This is a genomic window from Thiomicrolovo sp. ZZH C-3, assembly GCF_054862725.1.
The window spans coordinates 132,304-153,395 of the sequence record NZ_JBTKXX010000004.1 but is presented as its reverse complement, the minus strand read 5'-3'; the positions used below and the strand labels follow the sequence as shown (position 1 = coordinate 153,395).

22 protein-coding genes and 2 tRNA genes are annotated in these 21,092 nt (G+C 59.6%); 8 read left to right on the top strand and 16 right to left on the bottom strand.

Going from position 1 to position 21,092, the window contains the following annotated elements:
• Positions 1–24 precede the first annotated feature (24 nt).
• The 3 genes from ACXWTF_RS12100 (at position 25) to ACXWTF_RS12090 (ending at position 1,254) form a co-directional block, all read left to right on the top strand.
• The gene (locus tag ACXWTF_RS12100; protein ID WP_461715236.1) at positions 25–249 is read left to right on the top strand and encodes a hypothetical protein; all 225 of its coding nucleotides are present in this window, start codon (positions 25–27) and stop codon (positions 247–249) included.
• 134 nt (positions 250–383) lie between these two features.
• Positions 384–749, top strand: a complete 366-nt coding sequence (locus ACXWTF_RS12095; protein ID WP_461715235.1) for a hypothetical protein — start codon at positions 384–386, stop codon at positions 747–749.
• Between the two features lie 34 nt (positions 750–783).
• Positions 784–1,254 (top strand): hypothetical protein, encoded by a 471-nt coding sequence (locus ACXWTF_RS12090; protein ID WP_461715234.1) that lies wholly within the window; start codon positions 784–786, stop codon positions 1,252–1,254.
• A 161-nt stretch (positions 1,255–1,415) separates the two neighbouring features.
• On the opposite strand, the gene ACXWTF_RS12085 is transcribed toward ACXWTF_RS12090, so the two are convergent.
• From ACXWTF_RS12085 to ACXWTF_RS12035, 11 genes are all read right to left on the bottom strand, one after another.
• Positions 1,416–1,490 (bottom strand) — tRNA-Asn (locus ACXWTF_RS12085).
• A 12-nt stretch (positions 1,491–1,502) separates the two neighbouring features.
• Positions 1,503–1,592 (bottom strand) — tRNA-Ser (locus ACXWTF_RS12080).
• A 73-nt stretch (positions 1,593–1,665) separates the two neighbouring features.
• Positions 1,666–2,349, bottom strand: a complete 684-nt coding sequence (gene pyrF / locus ACXWTF_RS12075) for an orotidine-5'-phosphate decarboxylase (RefSeq protein ID WP_461715233.1) — start codon at positions 2,347–2,349, stop codon at positions 1,666–1,668.
• Between the two features lie 59 nt (positions 2,350–2,408).
• A complete protein-coding gene (locus ACXWTF_RS12070; RefSeq protein ID WP_461715232.1) occupies positions 2,409–4,103 on the bottom strand; it encodes a nickel-dependent hydrogenase large subunit in 1,695 nt (564 codons plus the stop codon).
• Entirely contained in the window at positions 4,093–6,540 is a 2,448-nt protein-coding gene (locus ACXWTF_RS12065; protein ID WP_461715231.1) for a hydrogenase small subunit, read from the bottom strand. Before ACXWTF_RS12065 ends, ACXWTF_RS12070 begins: the two co-directional genes overlap by 11 nt.
• A 1-nt stretch (position 6,541) precedes the next feature.
• Complete coding sequence (locus ACXWTF_RS12060; RefSeq protein WP_461715230.1) at positions 6,542–6,976, bottom strand: 4Fe-4S dicluster domain-containing protein; 435 nt, start codon at positions 6,974–6,976, stop codon at positions 6,542–6,544.
• Positions 6,977–6,985: 9 nt separating this feature from the next.
• Complete coding sequence (locus ACXWTF_RS12055; RefSeq protein ID WP_461715229.1) at positions 6,986–8,071, bottom strand: hydrogenase large subunit; 1,086 nt, start codon at positions 8,069–8,071, stop codon at positions 6,986–6,988.
• A complete protein-coding gene (locus tag ACXWTF_RS12050; protein WP_461715228.1) occupies positions 8,068–8,412 on the bottom strand; it encodes an NADH-quinone oxidoreductase subunit C in 345 nt (114 codons plus the stop codon). The genes ACXWTF_RS12055 and ACXWTF_RS12050 overlap by 4 nt, the downstream gene beginning before the upstream one ends.
• Entirely contained in the window at positions 8,399–8,926 is a 528-nt protein-coding gene (locus ACXWTF_RS12045; RefSeq protein WP_461715227.1) for an NADH-quinone oxidoreductase subunit B family protein, read from the bottom strand. The genes ACXWTF_RS12050 and ACXWTF_RS12045 overlap by 14 nt, the downstream gene beginning before the upstream one ends.
• Complete coding sequence (locus ACXWTF_RS12040) at positions 8,923–9,741, bottom strand: complex I subunit 1 family protein (protein WP_461715226.1); 819 nt, start codon at positions 9,739–9,741, stop codon at positions 8,923–8,925. Before ACXWTF_RS12040 ends, ACXWTF_RS12045 begins: the two co-directional genes overlap by 4 nt.
• Complete coding sequence (locus ACXWTF_RS12035) at positions 9,738–11,498, bottom strand: proton-conducting transporter transmembrane domain-containing protein (RefSeq protein WP_461715225.1); 1,761 nt, start codon at positions 11,496–11,498, stop codon at positions 9,738–9,740. Before ACXWTF_RS12035 ends, ACXWTF_RS12040 begins: the two co-directional genes overlap by 4 nt.
• A gap of 145 nt (positions 11,499–11,643) precedes the next feature.
• On the opposite strand from ACXWTF_RS12035, the gene ACXWTF_RS12030 reads away from it, so the two are divergent.
• Positions 11,644–12,093 (top strand): ankyrin repeat domain-containing protein, encoded by a 450-nt coding sequence (locus ACXWTF_RS12030; protein WP_461715224.1) that lies wholly within the window; start codon positions 11,644–11,646, stop codon positions 12,091–12,093.
• Here ACXWTF_RS12030 and ACXWTF_RS12025 read toward each other — a convergent pair.
• Positions 12,073–12,405 (bottom strand): hypothetical protein, encoded by a 333-nt coding sequence (locus ACXWTF_RS12025; protein WP_461715223.1) that lies wholly within the window; start codon positions 12,403–12,405, stop codon positions 12,073–12,075. The two genes, ACXWTF_RS12030 and ACXWTF_RS12025, sit on opposite strands and share 21 nt — an antisense overlap.
• A 130-nt stretch (positions 12,406–12,535) precedes the next feature.
• Here ACXWTF_RS12025 and ACXWTF_RS12020 point away from each other — a divergent pair, with 130 nt between their 5' ends.
• The 3 genes from ACXWTF_RS12020 to ACXWTF_RS12010 are packed head-to-tail and all read left to right on the top strand — an operon-like array spanning position 12,536 to position 16,302.
• Positions 12,536–13,081, top strand: a complete 546-nt coding sequence (locus ACXWTF_RS12020) for a hypothetical protein (protein WP_461715222.1) — start codon at positions 12,536–12,538, stop codon at positions 13,079–13,081.
• Between the two features lie 43 nt (positions 13,082–13,124).
• Complete coding sequence (locus tag ACXWTF_RS12015; protein ID WP_461715221.1) at positions 13,125–14,402, top strand: DNA polymerase Y family protein; 1,278 nt, start codon at positions 13,125–13,127, stop codon at positions 14,400–14,402.
• Positions 14,403–14,436: 34 nt separating this feature from the next.
• On the top strand, positions 14,437–16,302 hold the full coding sequence (locus ACXWTF_RS12010; RefSeq protein ID WP_461715220.1) for a pyruvate kinase: 1,866 nt from the start codon (positions 14,437–14,439) through the stop codon (positions 16,300–16,302).
• Here the strand turns inward: ACXWTF_RS12010 and ACXWTF_RS12005 are convergent.
• Positions 16,270–17,076 (bottom strand): fructosamine kinase family protein, encoded by an 807-nt coding sequence (locus ACXWTF_RS12005; protein ID WP_461715219.1) that lies wholly within the window; start codon positions 17,074–17,076, stop codon positions 16,270–16,272. The two genes, ACXWTF_RS12010 and ACXWTF_RS12005, sit on opposite strands and share 33 nt — an antisense overlap.
• Positions 17,067–17,600, bottom strand: a complete 534-nt coding sequence (locus ACXWTF_RS12000; protein WP_461715218.1) for a YaeQ family protein — start codon at positions 17,598–17,600, stop codon at positions 17,067–17,069. The genes ACXWTF_RS12005 and ACXWTF_RS12000 overlap by 10 nt, the downstream gene beginning before the upstream one ends.
• Positions 17,601–17,711: 111 nt before the next feature.
• Between ACXWTF_RS12000 and ACXWTF_RS11995 the strand changes: the two genes are divergently transcribed.
• Positions 17,712–19,067, top strand: a complete 1,356-nt coding sequence (locus ACXWTF_RS11995; protein WP_461715217.1) for a GNAT family N-acetyltransferase — start codon at positions 17,712–17,714, stop codon at positions 19,065–19,067.
• On the opposite strand, the gene ACXWTF_RS11990 is transcribed toward ACXWTF_RS11995, so the two are convergent.
• Positions 19,064–20,047 (bottom strand): ATP-grasp domain-containing protein, encoded by a 984-nt coding sequence (locus tag ACXWTF_RS11990; protein ID WP_461715216.1) that lies wholly within the window; start codon positions 20,045–20,047, stop codon positions 19,064–19,066. The genes ACXWTF_RS11995 and ACXWTF_RS11990 overlap by 4 nt on opposite strands.
• Positions 20,040–21,053, bottom strand: a complete 1,014-nt coding sequence (locus ACXWTF_RS11985; RefSeq protein WP_461715215.1) for a hypothetical protein — start codon at positions 21,051–21,053, stop codon at positions 20,040–20,042. Before ACXWTF_RS11985 ends, ACXWTF_RS11990 begins: the two co-directional genes overlap by 8 nt.
• Between the last annotated feature and the right edge of the window lie 39 nt (positions 21,054–21,092).

Here is a 21,092-nt window from a genome sequence, read left to right as displayed (position 1 = left end):
TGACTGACAAGTAAAGGGGAATGAATGAATTTTATCATCTCTTGGAGTGTCCTCATTGTGTTGAGTCTTCAAACTGTGCTGGCAATTTTCAACTCCATTAAAATCGGAAGTACACCCGGAGTCATACTTTATAGTCTCATTCTTATTGCATTGATTTTCGTTGGAACCTCTTTTTATTTTGTATCTCGATCAAATGATGAGAAGAAAGCCGATGCAGAAAAGCAATGTGACTGGAAAAGTAATAAGTGAAAAAATAGGGGAATTGTCCAAAAGTGAATGAAATATTAATTTACAGTTACGATCCAAATCTTGACGCTCTCTACTGGGACTTGGCATTTTATATTTTCATGCTTCTTGTAGGTTTTGTCGTCTACAACATTAATATGAAATTGGATTTTAGTACTCCGAAAGGATTTTTCATTGTTTGGTTTGCAGCAGTGACGCTATTTTCATCTATTTCAATTTATGAAGAAGCAGCAGTGTATATTGCAATGAAACATGCACTTTCCAGCGCAAAAGAATGTAAATATGTGACCGGTAAGGTCCAAAAATATTCATATGATTATGGGCATGGCAGAGAGTCTTTTAATATTGAAAATGTCGTCTTCCTGACGACTACATCTATCCTGGGTAAATATTATTCTGAGTCTATTGAAAGGCTCATGCCGACTATGAAAGTACAATATTTTACTTTTTGGGGAAGCCCGAGGATTGTGAAGATATGGAGTGAGACGGATGGATGTTTATAGGAGACCTTACGTCGCTAATGAGAAATCCGACAGATTGAAAACGGTTATTTCAAGCGTATTAATTATCTGTGAACTTCTGGTCTTGCCAACGAGAAGTCATGCAGAAGGATTCTATATCGGTTTTATTCTTGGAGCTGTTTCGAAGGGCGGTTTGACAATCGGGTACCGCTTTGATGAACAAAACAGTATGGAACTCCATTCTAATGCAGTTCCAGATGTGTCCTCATACGGCATTTTTTTTAAGCATTACAGCAGCAAAAGAAACAGGGATTATGCTCTACTGGGCTATTCATCGGTCAACGGGCGCGGTCACTCATCAAAGGTTGACACTACACATGGATTAAATCTTGGGTATGGTTACAGGTTTGGATCCGATCATGAGGCTTGGTCCTATCCGGTTGAAATCGGCGGGGGTCCGGGCTACGACTTTGCCAATGAGGAATTTGTGCCTCAGTTTTTTGTCGGCGGAGGTGCCTTATACGGTGAAACCTCGGCAAAGGATTGAAGTTGTAGAGCATTGCGAAATAGAGGGAAGGTGATAGTAAGTTTACAAAGTACAGTTTTCGAAGACGATTTTTTCTTTAATCAAGGCGGAGAGAAGTGAAGTGTACTCATGTACGTGAGTGGTATGACAACGATGAGTTTAGGAAAAAGCGTCGAAGAAAATGGCTCCGGATACTGGATTCGAACCAGTGACCAAGTGATTAACAGTCACCTACTCTACCGCTGAGCTAATCCGGAATCGTTAAGAAGTGGCGGACAGGGAGGGATTCGAACCCTCGGTACCCGCAAAGGTACGCACCCTTAGCAGGGGTGTGGTTTCAGCCTCTCACCCACCTGTCCAAGTCTCAAAAATGAGAGTGAGATTATAATCAGATGGAAATAATATTTCGCTTAAAAAGCGGGGCGGAGCCGCTTAAAGTCGCTCGAGGATCTTTCCGACGACGGCGGCGGGGTCTTCGGCCTTGTAGATGGGGCGGCCGACGACGATGAAATCGACCTTCTCCGCTTCGGCTGCTTCGATCGTGGCGACGCGCTGCTGGTCGCCCGCGTCCTCGCCGAAGGGGCGGATGCCAGGCGTCAGGGTGATGAACCCGCCGCTGGTCATGTTTTTGATGGAAGCGCTTTCAAAAACACTGCAGACGACACCGTCGAGTCCCGCTTCGTGGGCATCCTGGGCGAACTTGTCCGCCGTCGCGGCGATGCCGGCGTTGTAGACGTCGCCGAACTCCTCTTCGCTGAAGGAGGTGAGTGCCGTGACGGCCAGGACAAGGGGGCGTTTCTCGTACGTCGAGAGCCGCTCCATCACCGTTTGCATGGCGCGTTTACCGGCACTGGCATGGACGTTGAACATATCGACGCCCAGGCCCATGATGGACTCGGCGGCATCGGCCATGGTATTGGGGATGTCATAGAGTTTGAGGTCGAGGAAGATCTTCGCGTCCGGGTTGATGGCCTTGAGCGCTCCCAGAAAGGGTTCGCCGTCACGGATGTAGGCGCGCAGCCCGACCTTGAGCCAGACCGGGTAGGCTTTGATCTTTTCCACCAGTGCCAGGTTTTCTTCCATGCTCGGCAGGTCGAGCGCGACGCAGAGTTCCATACGTATTCCCCTCAATGAATAGATGACGGAAGTATAACGTCTGCTGCGTTAGAGAGGGCCTAAAGCGTGCACGCCGCGGCGATCTTGTAGTGCGAGAGTTCCTTGCCCTTGGCGTTGATGACGTGGACGGCGCAGGCGAGGCAGGGGTCAAAGCTGTGCACGACCCGCAGCACTTCCAGCGGCGCGGAGGGGTCGGCGAGGGTGATGCCTACCAGGGACTCTTCGTAGGGGCCGCGGACGCCGCCGCTGTCTTTGGGTGAGGCGTTCCAGGTCGTCGGTACCACCGCCTGGTAGTTGGCGATCTTGGCGTCGTCGATACGGATGAAGTGGCCCAGCACCCCACGGGGCACCTCAAAAATGCCCCTGCCGGCCGCCGCTTTGGGCAGGGCGGCGAAGTCGTACTTCGTCCAGGTCTCCTCGTCGTAGTACTTGATGTTCTCGATGAGGTCGCTGCAGAAGTCAAAGAGGTAGTCGCAGCAGACCTGGGCTTCCACGGCGCGGGCGGCGTTGCGCCCGAGGGTCGTCGAGAAGTCCATCAGTTCGAGCCCCGTGTCCTTCATGAACGCTTCCATATAGGGCCGGATGACCGGGGAATCCTGCAGGTAGCCGATGATCATCCGCGAGAGTGGCCCCACCTCCATGGGCTTGCCCTTGTAGCGCGGTGCCTTGACCCAGCTGTATTTGCCTTCGGTTTTGAGGCTGCCGTCTTCGTTGAGGTCGGTATAGAAAGGTTCGGTCTTGCCGTCATAGGGTGCCATCGGTGCTTCGTCGGCGTACCAGGAGCGTGAGGCTTCTTCGGTGATGTATTGTTCATCGAAGGGCTCGATGTTGGCGAAATCGTGGCCCTGGATGACGCCGCCCTCGAAGAGTTGCTGCGCTTTGCCGAAATGGTAGCCGCCCACGGCCATAAAGTTTCCGCTGCCGCGTCCCACGCCGGCTTTGATCTCCTCTTTGTACGCTTCGACGGCCATCTTGATATCGGGAATATAGGCGCGTTCGATAAAGTCGCGGGCATCCTTGATGATGAACATGAAGTCGTTGAGGCGCTGCGGGTTGAGCATGTCCGCGACGCTCGTGACCCCGCCCACGACGAGGTTCTGAGGGTGTGGCGTTTTCCCGGCAAAGATCGCCACCGCCCGGCTGAGGTCGCGCTGGACCCGCAGGGCCTCGAGGTAGTGGTTCATATGGATGAGGTTCTGCTCGGGGGTGAAACGGTAGGCGTTGTGCCCCCAGTAGCCGTTGGCGAAGAGCCCCAGGCGTCCCGCGTTGACGAAGGAGGTCAGTTTCTCCTTGACGGCGCTCATGTGCCCCGTCGAGGTACGGTAGGGGTAGTCATGATAGGTCTGCGCCAGCTCCGCGGCTTTGTCCGGTTCGGCGGAGATGGCGCTGACGACGTCGACATAGTCGAGGGAGTGCAGGTGGTAGTAGTGGACGATGTGGTCCTGGACAAAGAGCGCCAGGGTGACGAGGTTGCGGATGCTCTCGGCGTTGGCTGGCAGGGCGATGCCGTAGGCGTCTTCGACGGCGCTGATGGAGGCGCGGTAGTGGACATTGGTACAGACCCCGCAGATGCGCTGGGCGATCAGCCCGGCATCCCGGGGGTCGCGCCCTTTGAGAATCGTCTCGATGCCGCGGAAAAGCTGTCCGGAGGCCCACGCCTCTTTGACGGTGTTATTTTCGTCGATTTCGACTTCGATACGCAGGTGCCCCTCGATGCGGGTAATGGGGTCTATAACGATCTTTTTAGTGGCCATGAATTTCTTCCTCTTCCCCTTCCGGCAGCGGCCGGTTGTTGGCGTATTTGTCAAAGGCAATCTTGCCCTGGCCGCAGGCGAAACAGCCGTGGCCGACCTGGACCGGCCAGCTCGTGCCTTCGTTGAATTTTACCAAGGAGCAGTTCAGATCGGCATAGGGCCCCTTGCAGCCCATCTTGAAGAGGCACCACCCCTTCTTGGCCCCTTCGTCGCCCCATTCGAGGACGAATTCGTCCAGGTCGTAGTGGCCGCGGCGCTCGCAGTTGTCGTGGACCCGGAAACCGTAGGCCCATTCGGGGCGGTTCTTTTCGTCGAGCCTTGGGAGTTCGTCGAACATGACGTAGTGCAGAAGGGTCCCGACGATATTGATGGGGTTGACCGGGCAGCCGGGCAGGTTGATGATGTCGTCCCTGCCAAGCGCCTCCGCCACCCCGACGGCACCGGTAGGGTTGGGCGCGGCGGCAACGACGCCCCCGTCGAAGGCGCACGAGCCGATGGAGAAGACGGCGGCCGCATGTTGTGCGGTGCGTTTCAGAAGCTCCAGCCCCGTTTCGCCCTTGGGCCCGATGCGCAGGAACTTGCCCTCCAGTCCGAGGGGAATGGCCCCTTCGACCATCAGGATGTAGCGCCCCTTGTCGTTCTCGATCACCCCGTCGAGGGAGAGCTCCGACTGGTCCCCTGATCCCGCCATCAGCAGTTCGTGGTAATCAAGGGAGATGTATTTGAGGATGAGGTCGTCCACCTTGGGGTGGGCGGATTTGATGAACCCCTCGGAGTTGCCGCTGCAGTCGGCGAGCTCGAGCCAGATGATGGGGATCTTGTTGAGTTGTTCGATACTCTGCCCCACCAGGGGTTCGTACTCGGGGTGCAGCCGCATATTGGCGGTGATCATGGAGACCCAGCGGTTGAACTCGCTGCTCATGTCGAAGGCTTTGAGCGCTTCGTCGAGGTTTTCGCTCTCGATGCGGTTGGCGGGGTGGAGCTTGTTGAACTTGTCGATGCGCCGCTGCACCTTCGCCATCTCCTCGGCTTTGGCGGCCGCTTCGCGTTCGGCCTTGAGGCGGGCGGCTTCTTCGGGATCGACCGGGGTGTCGGCGATGAGTTTGACGACGTCCTGCTTGCAGCGGCCGCAGACCCGCCCCGCTTCACTCAGCGGTTTAAGGTCGGCGAAGCTCTCGATGCAGTTCTCCTTGATCAGCGCGACAAGGTCCTGTTCGTAGCCGCTGGCGCAGCTGCAGATAAGGCGTCCCCGTTCGCTCACTAGCCGGTTGTCGTAGAAGAAGGCGGGATCGACCGGTTTGGCCTCCTCCATCATTGTTTTGAGTGCCATGACGTCGATGTTGGTGTTGATCCCGATAAAGCGTACAAGGCGGTCGTCATTGACGATGTACTGGTCGATCCGCCCCTCCGCCTTGGAGGTGATGACGATATCCTCGTTCGCATCGTCTTTGGGGTCATAGGCGGTCGAGGTGACGTCGGCGAGCAGAAAGCTGCCGACTTTGAGGCCGTCGATGGTGACAAAGTCTTTGAAACCCTCATCCTCGATCCCAAGAATCGCGGCGACGGCGGCGTCGGCTTGGAGCGTACACTCTTTGACCCGCCCGGCAATGTAGCCGTTGCGGAGCTGGGCCACCTCGCCGACGGCATAGACGTCGGGATCGGAGGTACGCATATGCTCGTCCACCAGGATCCCTTTGTCCGTCTCAAGCACGTCTTTGGCAACATCGGCGGCGGGGGAGATACCGACACCGAAGATGACAAAGGGGTTGTCGATGGTGTGCTCTTTCATGACGATCTTTGTGATCATCTCCCCTTCGATCACCTTGTCCGTGATCTCCTCCTCAAAGAGGATACGGACCCGGGGGTCGGCGCCTTCGTAGATGCGTTTCATCAGTGCCACGGCGGAGGGGGTCAGTGCCTTGTCGTAGAGATGGTTCCCCCGCGAGACAAGGTAGATATGCTCCGGCCCCTCCAGGCTGCTCAGCGTATCGAGCAGCTCCAGCCCGATGGGGCCCACGCCCATCATGACAACGTTTTTGCCAACAATCCGCTGTGCGATGCACTCGGAGTCGTCGGCGCTGCGGAAGGTGGCGACGTTGGTGAGGCCTACAGTGTCGAAGAGACGGCGCGGCGCGGAACCGGTGGCGAGGATGAGCTTGTCGTAGGCGTAAGACGCGGAAGCGGTAAAGATGCGTTTGGACGAAGGATCAAGTCCGGTAACTTCGGCGTTCAGCTCCACCTTGACATCGGCAGGCAGGGGCAGGGCGATCTCGTCGATATCGGCGCTGCCGTTGACCAGGGCGCAGAGGTGGATGCGGTCGTAGGGAGGGTGGGCCTCTTTGGTGACGATAAGCACCTCGTGCGCGGGCGACTGCTCTTTGATCGCATTGGCAATATAGGCGGCCGCGATGCCGCCGCCGACGATGACGATACGCATATCAGTCTCCTTCGTTTTTCTTGGCGGCCCTCGCCGCTTTCTTGGCCGCGGCATACTCCTCGCGGCTCTGGGCGCACTCCGCTTCCCAGTCGAACCAGCCGTCGTTGACACTGTCCTCTTTGAGTGCGGGGCGTGCTTTCGTTTCGCTCTGCCACAGCGCCTCTTCCGGTTTGGGGCAGGCCCGCACGCACTCTCCGCAGTAGATGCAGAGCCAGGCGTTGTAGCGGTACTCTTTTTGCCCGTCTTCGTGCTGGAAGAAGCGGATCGATTTGGGCGGACACGCCTTCTCGCATTTGTCGCAGAAAATGCATGCTTCCTCATTATACTCTATCAGTCCGCGGTAGGCCGGAGGCAGGGGCATCGGCTCGGCGGGATAGTTGTGCGTACGCACAGGTTTGAAGAGGTTTGTAAAGGCGTTGATCATGGCTTTAAGCATCAGATACTCCTATTTCGCCGTACAGGACATACAGGGGTCAAAGGAGGCGAGGATCGCCGGGGCATCGGCGTACTGGCTCCCTTTGAACACCTCCATCATGGCCGGGATGCCCGAGAAGGTCGGGGTCTTGATCCGGACGCGTTCGAGCATATTCTGTCCGCCGCCGCGCACGAGGTAGAAGAGCTCGCCCCGCGGCGCTTCGAGGCGCACGATCGCCTCGCCTTTCGGTTTGCCTTTGGCCTTCTCCATGATCTCCCCAACGGGAAGGTTCTCGACGATGTTGCGGCACATCGCGATGGAGTTGACGATCTCGCGCAGCCGCACCCGGTTGCGGGCATGGATATCGCCGCCCTTTTCCAGCATCATCTCGTAGCCCAGCGCTTCGTAGGGGAGGTCGTCGGTCTCCGCCCGCACGTCGGTGGCCAGCCCGGCGGCACGGGCCAGGGGGCCCAGGGCGTTGTAGATCTGCGCCTCCTCCAGCGAGAGCGCCCCGATACCTTTGTACTTGAGCGAGAGGGACCAGTTGGATTCGAAGAGCTCGATGAGGTCGGCAATTTTGCCGGAAAGCTCGTCGAGGTTCTTGTGCAGCAGCGCGACCATCTCGGGGGTAAGGTCCCGGGTGACACCGCCGATGGCGATAAAATCGAACTGGATGCGGTTGCCGCTGATGGCCTCCTGGATATCCATGACGAGCTCCCGGTCCCCCATGATCTGCATAAAGAGCGCCTCGAAGCCGGCATTTTCCGCCGTATGGGCCAGGCAGAGCATGTGCGAATGGATGCGGTCGAGTTCGACCATCAGCATCCGCAGGTACTTGATGCGGTCGTTGGGGGTAAAGTCCAGCAGCTTCTCCGCGGCGAGGGTGTAGGAGAGGGAGTGGGTGATGGCACAGAGCCCGCAGACCCGCGCCACGACGAAGCCGACCTGTTTGAAGTCGAATTTGGTGGTACAGGCCTGTTCGACGCCGCGGTGTACGAACCCCACGTCGGCGTCGACCCCGACGATGGTCTCGTTCTCACATTCGAATTTGAACCGGATGGGTTCGAGCAGGGAGATGTGCTGCGACCCCAGTGGGATCTGGACGGTCTTTTTCATGCGTCCCCCCTGAGCGGATGGGGTTGGGAGTCTTCGTCGAGGTAGAGACCCGCCGCGGCGCCCTCGACGTTCAGACCGAACATGTCGACGATCTCCCGTTCGCCCAGGAAGGCGGAGGGGATGACGGGCACGACGGAGGGGACGGGGATGTCGTAGTCGCTCAGCGCGTAGTAGACGACGACGTCGTTCTTAGCGCCGTAGCGGGAGAAGATCCACTGCAGTTCGATCTTCCCATCACCCAGGTCGATTCCGTTGACGGTGAGGAAGTGCCACGCTGTGGGATCGTAAAAGGCGCCGAGGTCCGCGAGCACCGCGCCGAGGGTTGTTTCAATCTTCTGCATCATTCACCTTTTTTGCCATGCCGAGACGGCTGAGTTTTCCGGCGACCGTTTCGACGGCGCCGAAGAGTTTGAAGGGCGTTTCGATCGCCTTGCTTTTGCGCTCCAGGATCTGCAGCCCTTCGACGAGTGCATCGATGATGAGCTGGGGGGAGGAGGCGCAGCCGGGGACGTAGACGTCGACGGGGATGTAGCGGTCGATCCCGTCCTCGACGTTGTACATCCCGCGAAAGACCCCGCCTGCCGCCGTGCAGGAGCCGACGGCGATGACGACTTTGGGTTCGGGGATCTGGCAGTAGAGCTCCACCAGCCGTTCGCGGGAGCGGTAGGTGACGGGGCCGGTCACGAGGAAAATGTCGGACTGCTTGGGGTTGCCGGTATTGATGACGCCGAAGCGCTCGAGGTCGTAGCGGGGGCCGAGCGCGGCGAGGATCTCGATGTCGCAGCCGTTGCAGCTGCCCGCGTTGTAGTGCAGGATCCAGGGGGATTTCTTCCGAAAAGCGTTAAAAAATTTCATAGGCTGATCCAAATAATGTTGGCCGTTGCCATCGCAAAGGCCGTTGCATAGATGATTTTGACCATCTGGTCGGTCCGGACGCGCGCGGTGGCGTTGTCGACAAGGTTGACGAGCAGGAAAACGGCCAGCACGAGCAGCACGCCCCACAGCGGCGACGCCCCGGCAAAGAGGAAGACGATGCCGTAGACGAAGAGGTATTCCAGGAAGCGGGCCATGTAGAGAAACTCGTAGAAGAGCCCGCTGTATTCGACCTCGACGCCCCCGACGATCTCCTGGTGTGCTTCGACGGTATCGAAGGGGGATTTCTTGAGTTTGATCGGCAGGATGAGGAGCAAAGCGGCAAAGAGCAGCGGCATTTGTGTGAGGTAGCCGCCCTGTGCGAGGATGGCGCTGACGTCGAAACTGCCCGAGACGAGGTAGAAGCCGACGGCGAGGAGCACCAGGATGGGCTCATAGGCCGCCAGGGCGGCGAGTTCGCGGTTGGCCCCTACCTGCGAATAGGGCGAGCGGACGCTGTAGCCCGCCAGGACCAGGACGATCAGGGCGAAGAGGTGCAAAAAGACGATATAGAGCAGGTTCCACCCGGCAAAGAGTGCCCCCACCGCCAGCCAGAGCAGCAGGAAGTGGGCCACGGCCAGCAGGGCGTGGGGGGCGTGGATGATCAGGGTACGCTTGTCCATCAGCTTGAACATGTCGTAAAAGGGCTGTAGCAGCGGCGGTCCCTGACGGCGCTGCATCCGGGCGCGCAGCACCCGTTCCGCGCCGTAGACGAGGCCGCCGAGCAGGGGGGCGAGGAGGATCATGACCCAGCTCATCGGATCGCTCCCGAGAGGGCGACGGCGGCGAAGAGCAGGCCGAAGCCCCACTGCAGTCTCCGTGCCGCGGCCGCGGAAGGTTCCACATAAAAGAGCGCACCGTCAAACTCGCTTTTCTCCCCGCAGCGGTAGGGCATAACACGGTCGAAACGCTGCAGGGAGCGCGTCAGCAGCGGCAGTAGGGCAACGATCAGCACGGGCAGGGCCAGCAGCCAGAGCAGGCTGCTGTGCTGCTGCACCATGTAACCGCCCGCCGCTGCGAGGCTGAGCAGGGTCAGCAGGGCCAGGGGCGTCATAAAGCCCGGGGGCATCGTTTCGCGTTCAATGGGGAGGGTGTCCGGGGCGGTGGCGAGCAGCGCGGCGGCGATCTTGAAATAGAGCAGTACCAGCAGGGCGCTGCCGACGGCGATGCCCATCAGGACGATAACGAGCCACGGCTGGGTATGCAGCAGCGACGCGACGGAGGCGATGGCGAAGAGTTTCCCCATAAAGAGCCCGAAGGGCGGCAGGGTGAGGGAGAAGAAGCCGAAGAAGAGGAAGCCGACGCTGCGCGGCGCGTGCTGCAGCAGCCCTTTCATCTGTTCGACGTCCTTGAAGCCGAACGCCTTTTCGAGCACGCCTGCTGCAAGGAAGAGGAGCGCCTTGGAGAGGGCGTGAAAGAGCATCAATACCATCGCGAGCTGCATGCTCTCGGGCGTACCGACGGCGGCCAGGCTCATCATCAGCCCCAGCAGGGCGACGGTCGAGTAGCCGAGGATCTCCTTGAGCAGGCTGCGCGACAGTGCAAGGTAGGAGGCGGCGACGAAGACCAGGGCCCCGAAGAGGGCCAGAAGGGTGCCGGGGAGGGTCCCCTCCAGCCCGGGGGCGAGCTTGAGGATCAGGAAGGGGGCGATCTTGACCATCGTCGCCGAGTGCAGGATGGCGCTGACCGGGGTCGGGGCGACCATGGCGCCGAGCAGCCAGCTGTCAAAGGGCAGAGATGCCCCTTTGACCGGGGCGGCCATGGCGAGCAGGGCCAGGGCGAGCAGCAGCACCCCGCTGTCGCCCTGCAGCAGGCCGCTGAAGGTGGCGCTGCCCGGCCCGTAGGCCGCGACCAGGGCACCCAGAAGCAGGAACACCCCGCCGATCTGGTTCATCCAGAGCGCACGCAGCGCGTTGCGGCGGCTGACACTGTCGCCGCGGAAGGCGATGAGGAGGTACGAAGCCAGCGTTGTCATCTCAAAGAGGAAGAAGAAGAGCAGGATCGCGTCGGCGATGACGATGGCGTTCATGACGGAGAGGAAGAGCATCAGGTAGGCGACGAACAGGCGCTGCTTCCCTTCACCGCTCTTCTCACGGCGCATATACTCGACGGCGTAGAGGACGATGGCGCCGCCGACGATGTTGATGATGAGGAACATGAAACGTGCCAGGTCATCCACGACCAGCGCCGGAGCTTCTGCTGCGGGGGTGACCGCCACGGCCCAGAGGTAGAGCGGCAGCTGCAGCAGTGCAAGCAGCAGGACCGGCACGGAGCGGTGCTTCACCCCCTGGAAGAGGAAATAGAAGAGCAGAAGAACATCGGCGGCTTCGGTCAGGGTCTCGATCCCCGGAGCAATACCAAGGGGGATTGCTCCGGGTTGGAAGAACAGGGAGAGCGCACTGACCGAGAGGACGCCGAAGAGCAGTGCCGCTACCGTATAGCGCGCCCGAAGCGAGGGGAGTGCAAAGAGGGCCAGCGCCGCGGCAACTGGCGTAAAAAGTAGTAAAAAAAGCATTATATATACCTGGCTCCGTTTCTATCTGTTCTCGCAATTTTACCCTCATTACATCACAAAACGACTACGGCGGGGATGAGGTGGGTGTATAAAAAAGCGGCGGATTGTATAATGGGAGAAACATTCATGCCAAAAGGAGCCGAAAATGGACGATCACAAACTGCAGATCCTGGACAAGATGGCGCCGGAGATCGAAGAGCGGATCCTGGATTATGCTTCCCACCCGGAGGGGGGACTGTTCGAATTGCTGGAGGATGTCGTTTATATGAACGATCTTGAAGCGTTTGAGGCGATCTTCGAAAACGGGGGGAATGTCAACCTGCAGAACAAGTACGGCTGGACCCCGCTGCACATCGCCATCCGCCGCGACCGCCGCGATATGGTGGAGTACCTGCTTTCCCACGGCGCGGACATCAATAAACAAGACGGCGTCGGCTGGACGCCGCTGATGGAGAGCATCATGGACGATAAGCCCGAACTGTGCAAACGTCTCCTCGACGCCGGGGCGGACACTTCCATCGCCAATGAGCGCGGCGGCACGGCGGCGATGCTGGTGCAGAAGTTCGGCCGTACCTCAATGATGGGGATGTTCTAGGCCGCTTTCGGTTGACGCAATGCGCCGCCGCAAGACGGCAAGGGTTTCGAGGTAGGCGGTTTTGAACGCACCGTCGGGGAGGCCCGCCGCCTGCGCTTCCAGCCGGCGGCACCCCTCGAGCATCCCGCTGCGCAGGCAGGGCGGATTGGCGTCCATCGCCGCGCGGCAGAGATGCATGATCCCCCGGTACGCCCCGATCCTTCCCAGGCGTACGTCTCCCCGTTCGCTGCTGCCGTATTTGCTCCTGCTATAGAGAAAGTAGGCGGTAAAAAAAAGGATCCGAAGCTCTTCGGTGTCGATATGGCGTTTCATAAGTGCAAGTCTATGGCACTTTCAACGCAAAGCATCAAAACAGGGCAGAGCGTCATTTTGTGTTACACTTTTTACAGCAGCGCGGTGCGAAAAAGATGCGTCCCGCGTATTCCGGGGAGGGGGAGAGATGATGAAAGCGCTTTTGTTTTTGATGGCAGTGATGCAGACCGTATGGGCCGCAGGGAGCATCGAGGTCAACGGGACCTCCTCGCTGCATGACTGGAGTATGGCGTCGGACAGTGTCCGTGTCTACATGGTGCAGGAGAATGGCCGGGTCGAAACGCTGCAGGTCGCCCTGGTCATTGAAACGCTCAAAAGCGGGAACGAGGCGCTGGACAACGACGCCTACGAGGCCTTCGGCGTCGACCGGGCGTGCCCCGTCCTCTTTACCCTGCACGCCCAGAACGAGGACGGCTCCCTGGCAGGAGTAATGCGCATAGGGCGCCATGAGACGCCGGTTGTCGCCACGCCGGACCGTATGGAAGAGGGGGTGGTTTCGGGGACGTTTGAAACGAAAATGAGCCGTTTCGGCATCACCCCTCCCTCGCTGTTCGCCGGCATGATGGTCGTGGACGACACGGTCGAAATCCGCTACACGCTCTCGGATGACGGCGTGCCGATTCCGCCTATGCTGCTGCGGTGCCTCTTCCCGCCGCAAGAGGGTATGGCGCCGTGAAATAAAACGGCCCGCCGTCGGCATTTAGCCGTATCATGGCGGTATGATACTTCACCTCGACCTCGACAGCTTCTTTGTCTCCGCCGAACGTACCCGCAACCCTGAGCTCGTGGGCAAGCCCGTCATCGTCGGCGGGCGGGGGGACCCGTTCATCTTTGACGCGAAACCGGCCAGGGAGAAGAAACTCGTCCAGCTGAACCAGGGGGCTTTCGTGCCGACGCTCTTTCACGCCGAGCACGACGCCTCGAACTACTTTTTCGACGCGGGGCGCATCCGGGGGATCGTCACGACGGCCAGCTATGAGGCGCGGGCCTGCGGCGTCAAGACGGCCATGACCATCCGCGAGGCGCTGCAGCTCTGCCCCCAGGCGATCCTCGTCCCCCCAAACCATCTGCTCTACCACACCCTGTCGCACGAAATGATGGAGATGCTGGCCAAGGAGATCCCGCTGGTGGAGCAGTACAGCATCGACGAGCTCTTCGGCGACGTCACGGGCTGGGTCGAGGAGCGTGACATGCCCGGTTTCATCCGCTACCTCCAGGAGAAGGTGACGAAGGAGCTGCTACTGCCCGTTTCCATCGGGGCGAGCAACGCCAAGTGGATCGCGAAGCTGGCGACGTCGACGGTGAAACCCTATGGGCTCCGGGTCGTTTACGATGAGGAGATCGCCGATTTTACGCGCGACGTCCCTGTGGGGGAGTTCCCCGGGGTCGGGAGGGCCTTCGGGAAGAAGCTGGCGCGTTACGGCATCGCCACCGTCGGCGAAGCCGTCTCAAGCCCGCACCTCTTTGCCAGCTGGGGACGGCACGGGCGGGACCTCTACGCCCGCATGACAGGGCGTGACGGGGAGGGGATCAACCCCCGCCGCAGCCGCAAGGGGATCGGTATGTCACGCAGCATGGACCGCCCCATCCGCGAACGTGACGAGTTCTACCGCCGCGTGCGGGTGATGGTGCGCCACTGGACCCATACCATCGCCCGCCTCGGCGTCAACCCTACAACGTTTTATTTCAGCATCGGCTACGAGGGGCGGCTTCGCAGCAAGAAACAGTACACCGTCTACCGCTTTTTCAACGAGCGTTTTATCACCGCGTTCGCCCTGGAGAAGTTCCGGGAGCTCGACCTTTACCCGAACGCGGCCGTCACCTACATCGCCATGAGTGCGACGAAGTTCCTCCACCACGATCCCAAGGCGGTCGATATGTTCACCCTCGAGGAGGACCGGAAGATGCAGCAGCTTGACGGCGCGGTGATGAAGATGCGGGAACGTTACGGCATGGATATCGTACGGCGTGCCGCAGAAATGGGCAGGAAAACGTAACCGATTTGAAACGCCTTCACGGTAAGATGTTGGTATGCTGGACAGAACTTTGATGCAATCGGCCCTGGACACCTTCGAAGAGCTGCGGAGCGATCTGCTCGCGGCCCGCCACGGGACCGATAGAAACCACCCGCGCTACCGGAGCCTTCTCAACTTCAGGCAATATCTGATCTTGCGTTCAAAAGACTGGACGGAGCTGCAGGAGAAACTTTTCCTGCTTTCGCTCTCCTCGCTGGGACGCTCCTACGCCCACGTCGCGGCCAGTGTCGATACCCTCTACGACCAGCTCTCCTCTTCGCTGGGACGGGGGGAGATCTCCACGGAGGAGACGGCGGCGTTCCACCATCTCGGCATCGCCGCGGCCCAGGAGATGATCGCACAGAACAGCCGGGCCCTTTTCGGCGGAGAAGCCGCTGCGGACGCTGCGGAGCAGACGACGGCGGTCATGGTAACGCTCCCCTCCGACGCGGCCCGCAACGGCGGGGAGCTGATCCGGGGGCTCGCAGCGGCCGGGGTCAACGTCTTCCGCATCAATACGGCCCATGACGATTCCGCCGTCTGGCAGGGGATGGCTGATGTCATCTTGGCGCTGAACGAAACGCGTCCCGCGCCGGAGCGGTTGAAGATCTTTGTCGACCTGGCAGGGCCGAAGATACGGACCGGGCGGATCCGGCGGTTGAAGCTGCCCGTCGTACTCGGCAGCAACAAGCGCGAAAAGACGATCCTTATCCGCCCCCTGCCTGCACAGACCGTCTCCGAGCGTACCGACCCCAATACCCGGGCGAAGATCCCGGGGCAGCTCGCGCTGGAGCGGGGCCTGTTCGACACGCTTAAAGCGGGCGATGTGCTGAAGGTGACGGACATCAACGGCCGGCATGCCAAGATCACCTTGAAGCAGCGTGACGGAGAGGGGGCGACGGGCGTGATCAGCAAGAAGGTCGCTCTCGACGAAAGCTGCATGGTCGCAGCCGGCGGCCGGACGGGGTACGTGCGGGGCTGTGTCGTGCAGCCCGAGCGCATCCGGCTGTTCGCGGGGGACACGTTGCGCATTACCGCGACGGACGCGGAGGGGTGTGCCGCCCTCAAAGACGAGACGGGAAAGACGGTCGTACCGGCGCAGGTCTCCTGCACGCTGCCGGCCTTCACCTCCCACGTCCTCCCGGGCGACCGGGTCTATATTGATGACGGCAAGATCGGCCTCTCGGTGCACGAGGTCGAAGCGGACGGCGTGCTCTGCACGGTCACCCAGGCGAAACCGGGCGGCACGCTGCTCAAGGAGGAGAAGGGGATCAACCTCCCCGACACCTACCTGAACATCCCGGCCCTGACCCCGGCAGACCGGGAAAACCTGCGCTCTGTCAAGCACTTTGCCGATATGTTCGGCCTCTCCTTCTGCCAGACGGACCGGGACGTTGCCGATCTTCAGGCGCTCCTGCAAGAAGAGGGGTGCGGCCATATCGGCATCGTGCCCAAGATCGAGACCCGGCACGCCGTCTTCCGCATGCCGCGTATCCTGGAACAGCTGCTGCTGTGGGAGCGCAGCGGGGTAATGATCGCCCGGGGCGACCTGGCGATCGAAACCGGTTTCGAGAACCTCGCCACCATCCAGGAGAGCTTGCTCGATCTCTGCAGTGCGGCGCACCTCCCCGTCATCTGGGCGACGCAGGTGCTCGAGAGCCAGATGAAGAACAACCTCCCCAGCCGCGCCGAGATCACCGATGCGGCGATGGCGGGGCGGGCGGAGTGCGTCATGCTCAATAAGGGTCCCTTCGCGATCGGGACGGCGGGGGCGCTGCTGCGTATTCTGGACCGGGTGCACCAGAGCTTCCGGAAAAACCGGCAGCTTCTGCGTAAAGAGACGCTCTGGTCAGTAGCCGACGCGCCGGAGGATCGCCTCTAGTCCCGCCAGGTAGCCGCCGCCGAAGGCACGGATGTGCACAAGGTAGGGGAAGATGCGGTAGAGGTCGGCCCGCTGTTCGAAAAAGCCCTCCGGAATGGGGCGGTGAGAGCGGTAGCGTGCGTAGAACGCTTCGCCGAAGGTGTGGAACATCCCGATAAAAGCGAGCTCCATCTCGAAGTGGCCGTAGTAGCAGGCGGGGTCGATAAAGGCGGCCAGGCGGTTCTCACGTGTCAGGACGTTGCCGCCCCAGACGTCGCCGTGCAGCAAAGAGGAGTGTTCGGGCTCGTCCAGGAACTGTTCGAAATCCGCGGCCAGTTTCTCGATACGCTGCAGAAGGCTCTTGTCGATCTGCCCTTCGTCGAAGGCCCTGGCGGCGAAGTCGAGCACCCGCATCTCCCGGTAGAAATCGACCCAGCGTATCCGCGGCCGGTTGCGCTGGCGGAAGGGGCCTATTGTCGTATCGGAGCCGAACCCGAAGACACCCTGGGCGGGGATACTGTGCAGATAGGCCAGGGCGTCGGCGATCTCCTCCTCGCAGGCGCCGTTGCAGGCGGCGTCGTTGGGGATGTACTCCATGACCAGGCGCCCTTCACTCCGCTCGAACACCTTGGGCACGCGCAGGTGGGGTCTTAGGTGTTCGAGCATCGTCGCTTCCGCCTCCAGCGCAAAGGGGTCTTCGGAGGATTTGACGATCCGCTGCGTGCCGCCTTCGGCCGTCTCAAGGTCGATGGTCGCAATGGAGTTGCTGCCGAGCCGGATCGTTCTTACGCCCATGACTCCCTCGTGATTTTAAGCTGCCGATCCTTTTCGTCGCTCAGAAGCAGTTCGCCGTCCTGGATCAGCGCCTGGAGTTGCATACTCCGTTCTGCAAAGGTTTCGGCGTCGCCCTGCGTATCGAGCCGGATCACCTTCAGGTTGCCGAAACGCGCCAGTTTGGTAGCGTTCTGGCGCCACCACGCGTCGGCCGCACGGCGGGAATAGGTGTAGATGATCACCTCGTCTGCGCGGCCGCACGCCTTGCGGATCCGCTTCTCGTCGGGCTGTCCCAGGTCGATCCAGAGACGGATGGTGCCGTCATAATCGGTCAGCCAGAGATCGGGTTCATCCTCCTGGACGATCCCCTTGGTAAAAGCGAGCCGTTCGTCGGCATGGAGGGCAAAGGCGGCCAGGCGCATCATCATCCGCTCTTCCGTTTCGGAAGGGTGGCGGGCGACGGTGAGGTCGAAGTCATGGTAGAAGTGGCGGTCCAGATCGGAGATGGAAAGGGATACTTTGTAGATCGTTGCGCCCAGCGCCATGGGTTCTCCTTGCAAATGCGGTGCGTCATTATACTTCACTCCCGGATCAGGGGCGGTATAATGGAAAACAGCGTCATAAAACAGTAGAATAACTTATCTTAGGGGGTACAGATGGACTACCGTATCGAAAAAGCCGAAGCAGGCGATAGAAATGCGATCCTGAACGTAATGGAGCCTTGGAATATGCACCATGTCCCCTCCGTCGAAATGGAAGAGCTGGACCTCTCCTGTTTTTACGTAGCACGGACGGAGGACGGCCGTATTATCGGCGCAGGCGGTTACAAGATCCTTGCGCCGGAAGAGGGGAAAACGACACTTTTGGGCGTATACCCCGAATTTCAGGGCATGAACATCGGAAAGGCACTCCAGAATGCACGGCTGGAGGCGATGTACGACGCGGGTGTGAAGTACGTCACGACCAATGCCGACCACCCCGAGACGATCGTCTGGTACCGAAAGCACTATGGTTACGAGGTTGTCGGCCGCCTGGAGAAGCTCTGTTCCTTCAGCCTTGAGGATGTTACCCACTGGACAACGCTGCGGATGGACCTTGTGCGTCATTTTGAGACGAAGGCGCAGAGGGATATTGCGGCGGCAGCCTATATTGCCGAGAACGATCCGCACCCGCTTAACCCGTACCCCCCGCTGATGATCAATGTCTGTCTGACGGGCATGGTCCCGACGAAGGTGAGTACACCGCATGTACCGGTCTATGTCGAGGAGATCATCGCGGATGCGATCCGTGTCTACGATGCCGGGGCGCGGATTGTCCATATTCACGCCCGGGACGAAACGGGGCAGCCGACGCCGGATGCCCGTTATTACGAAACGATTCTGACGGGGATACGGCGGGAGCGGCCTGGAATGGTCTGCTGCGTCACGACATCCGGACGCAACTGGAGCGATTTCGAACGGCGTTCCGAAGTGCTGCACCTGACGGGAGCGGCGAAACCGGATATGGCGAGTCTGACGCTCGGGTCGCTCAATTTTCTCTCGGGGGCCAGTGCCAACTCGATCAATATGGTCGAGCAACTGGCGATGACAATGAAGGAGAAGGGGATCCGCCCGGAGATGGAGGTCTTTGATTACGGGATGGTCAACCTGGCCAAGTACCTTGAACGCCACGGGATTATCGAAGGACGGAAATACTTCAATATTCTGCTCGGCAATCTCAATACGGCGCCGGCGACACTCGGCAATCTGGCGATGATTGCAGAGGCCCTTCCGGAAGACTCTGTCTGGGCCGGGGCGGGGCTTGGCGGCTTCCAGTTGCCGATGAATACGGCCGCCATCGCTGCGGGAGGGCACGTCCGTGTCGGGATTGAGGATAATATCCATTATGATTACGAGCGGAAGGTGCTTGCGTCCAACGAAGCGCTGGTGCGGCGCGTTGCGCGGATTGCGGAAGAGATGCAGCGGCGCCTCGCAACCCCCGAAGAGACGCGTGCGATGATGGGGCTTGCCTAAGCCTGCGCCGCTTTGCGCGCTATCAGCGCGTTGAAGGCCGTTTTGATGGCATCGAGGGCGGCTTCCTGGTAGGGGATGGGGTTGCCGCCGACGATCCGCATACAGGTATTGAGCTCGAAAATGAACATGTTCCCCTCCGCATCGAGGTGGCAGTCGATACCGAAGAAATCGAGCGGCAGCTTTTCATGAATACGGCGGCAGGTTGCTTCGAGCTGCGCGGGCGGGGCTGCCAGAAAGGCGATCTCCTCCTGCTGACGGGCGGCAGAGTCGTTCATCATCTCCTCCCGTGTTTCCGAGTGGATATTCCAGGATTTTGAGACGATGAGGTGCCGGGGATAGACCCGGCCGTCGATGACGACGAGACGGTATTTTCGGTAGAGACCGTCCTCGTCACGGAAATCACGGAAGGCAATGGCGTAGAAATCCCTGCCGTCGAAGGCGAAACGTTCCAGTTCCGGCAGCTGTTTTTCGCTTTCGACCAGGACCATTCCCCCGCCGCCGTGCTCGCCAGCCGAGCGGAAAATATAGGGATACTCCAGGCCGTGCTCCGCGATCAGACCCGGGATCTCTGCCAGCTTCCGCGGCGCGAGCCGGACTGTTTTCGGCACAATGAGCCCCCGGGTGCCGTGCAAACGCGCATAGGTCTGCTCCCGGGTCGTCTGAAAAGTGAGGTCCGGCGGATTGATGACGGGGATCGCCAGCCGTTCCAGCGCCTTTTCGAGCTGATGCAGTGCGACGGCATTGGTATCGGGGTCGCAGAGCGAATTGACGATGACATCGGCTTTTTCCGGAACGAGCTGTTTGGGGTGCTGCCCTCCGAAGGTCATGGGAATGACATCGTACTGTTGCGGGTCGATGAGGCTGACAAGGCTGTTAGTCCCTGCAAAATTGATCCGGATCTGGCGGGGATCCCCGTTGTTCCAGATGACGGTTGCCCGGCCGCTGTCGGGGGTACCGATGGGATTGAGTACTTTAAGCATGGTTCGCCTTTACCGCATAGCGTTTCGCAAGGAGCATTTCCTCGACCGCCAGGTTGAACGCTTCGATCTCCTTCGGCGAATGATACCCCTGTTCTTTTGTCCCGTCGGCATAGTGCCCGTTACAGTCAAGACCGAAAAGCAGGAGTTCCCCCTTTTCGTCGATGGCGCACTCCGCGGCGAAATAGTCAAGGCCGAGCTGCTTTTTGAGCAGGGAAAGTGCCGGGAACTTCCTGTTCTGAAACTTTTTGAGAAAGGCTTTCTCCTCGTTAAGGAGTGTTCTCATGTCTGATTTCAATCCCTTGTGGGCTTCGGCATCATTGCGGATATACCATTGGTCGGAGATGATGAGGTGGCCCGGCAGTACGGTGTCACCGATGACATAGAAACGGTAGTGACGGTAGAAGCCGTCGGGTGAACGGTAGTCGGTGAAAGAGGAGGCGTAGTAGGCCCGGCCGTCGAAAGCGAAACGTTCGAGGGCGTGGAGATCGTCGAAACGTTCAAGGATGAAGTGGTTGGGCTGTTCCGGGTACGCGGCGGCTTCCCTGAAGAGGATCGGGGTGTTCAGACCGTCTGTCTCCAGTGTCTTGCGGACGTCGGCAAGCGAATGCGGTGTCAGACGGAGGGTTTTAGGCATCGCAATCCCTTTTATCGGTGCAACGGTCTGACAGAGACGGTCGGGGCGGATGCGGGGAATATTGACCGGCGTATTGATAAAGGGATAGGGGTTGCTTCGTGCAGCATGCTGCGCACGGTCCAGTGCAAGGATGCAGCGTTCCGGGTCGCTGATGCTGTTGTAGACGATGTCGGGCCTTATGTTGACGCTGACCGGGTTCTCGGCACCGCCGTAGAGCAGTTTGAGGTGGCGAAATCGGGAAGGATCAAGCGTTTCGAGCAGGGGGGATACCCAGTTGAAATCGAGAAAACGGCGTGCACCCGTTTCATCCGTCGTCTCCAGGACGATCTCATTGGAATCGGGCAGGCCCGCCAGTTGTAAAATGGTGGTCATATATAGATGCTTTCGCTTGTAAAGATATTGGATTATCGT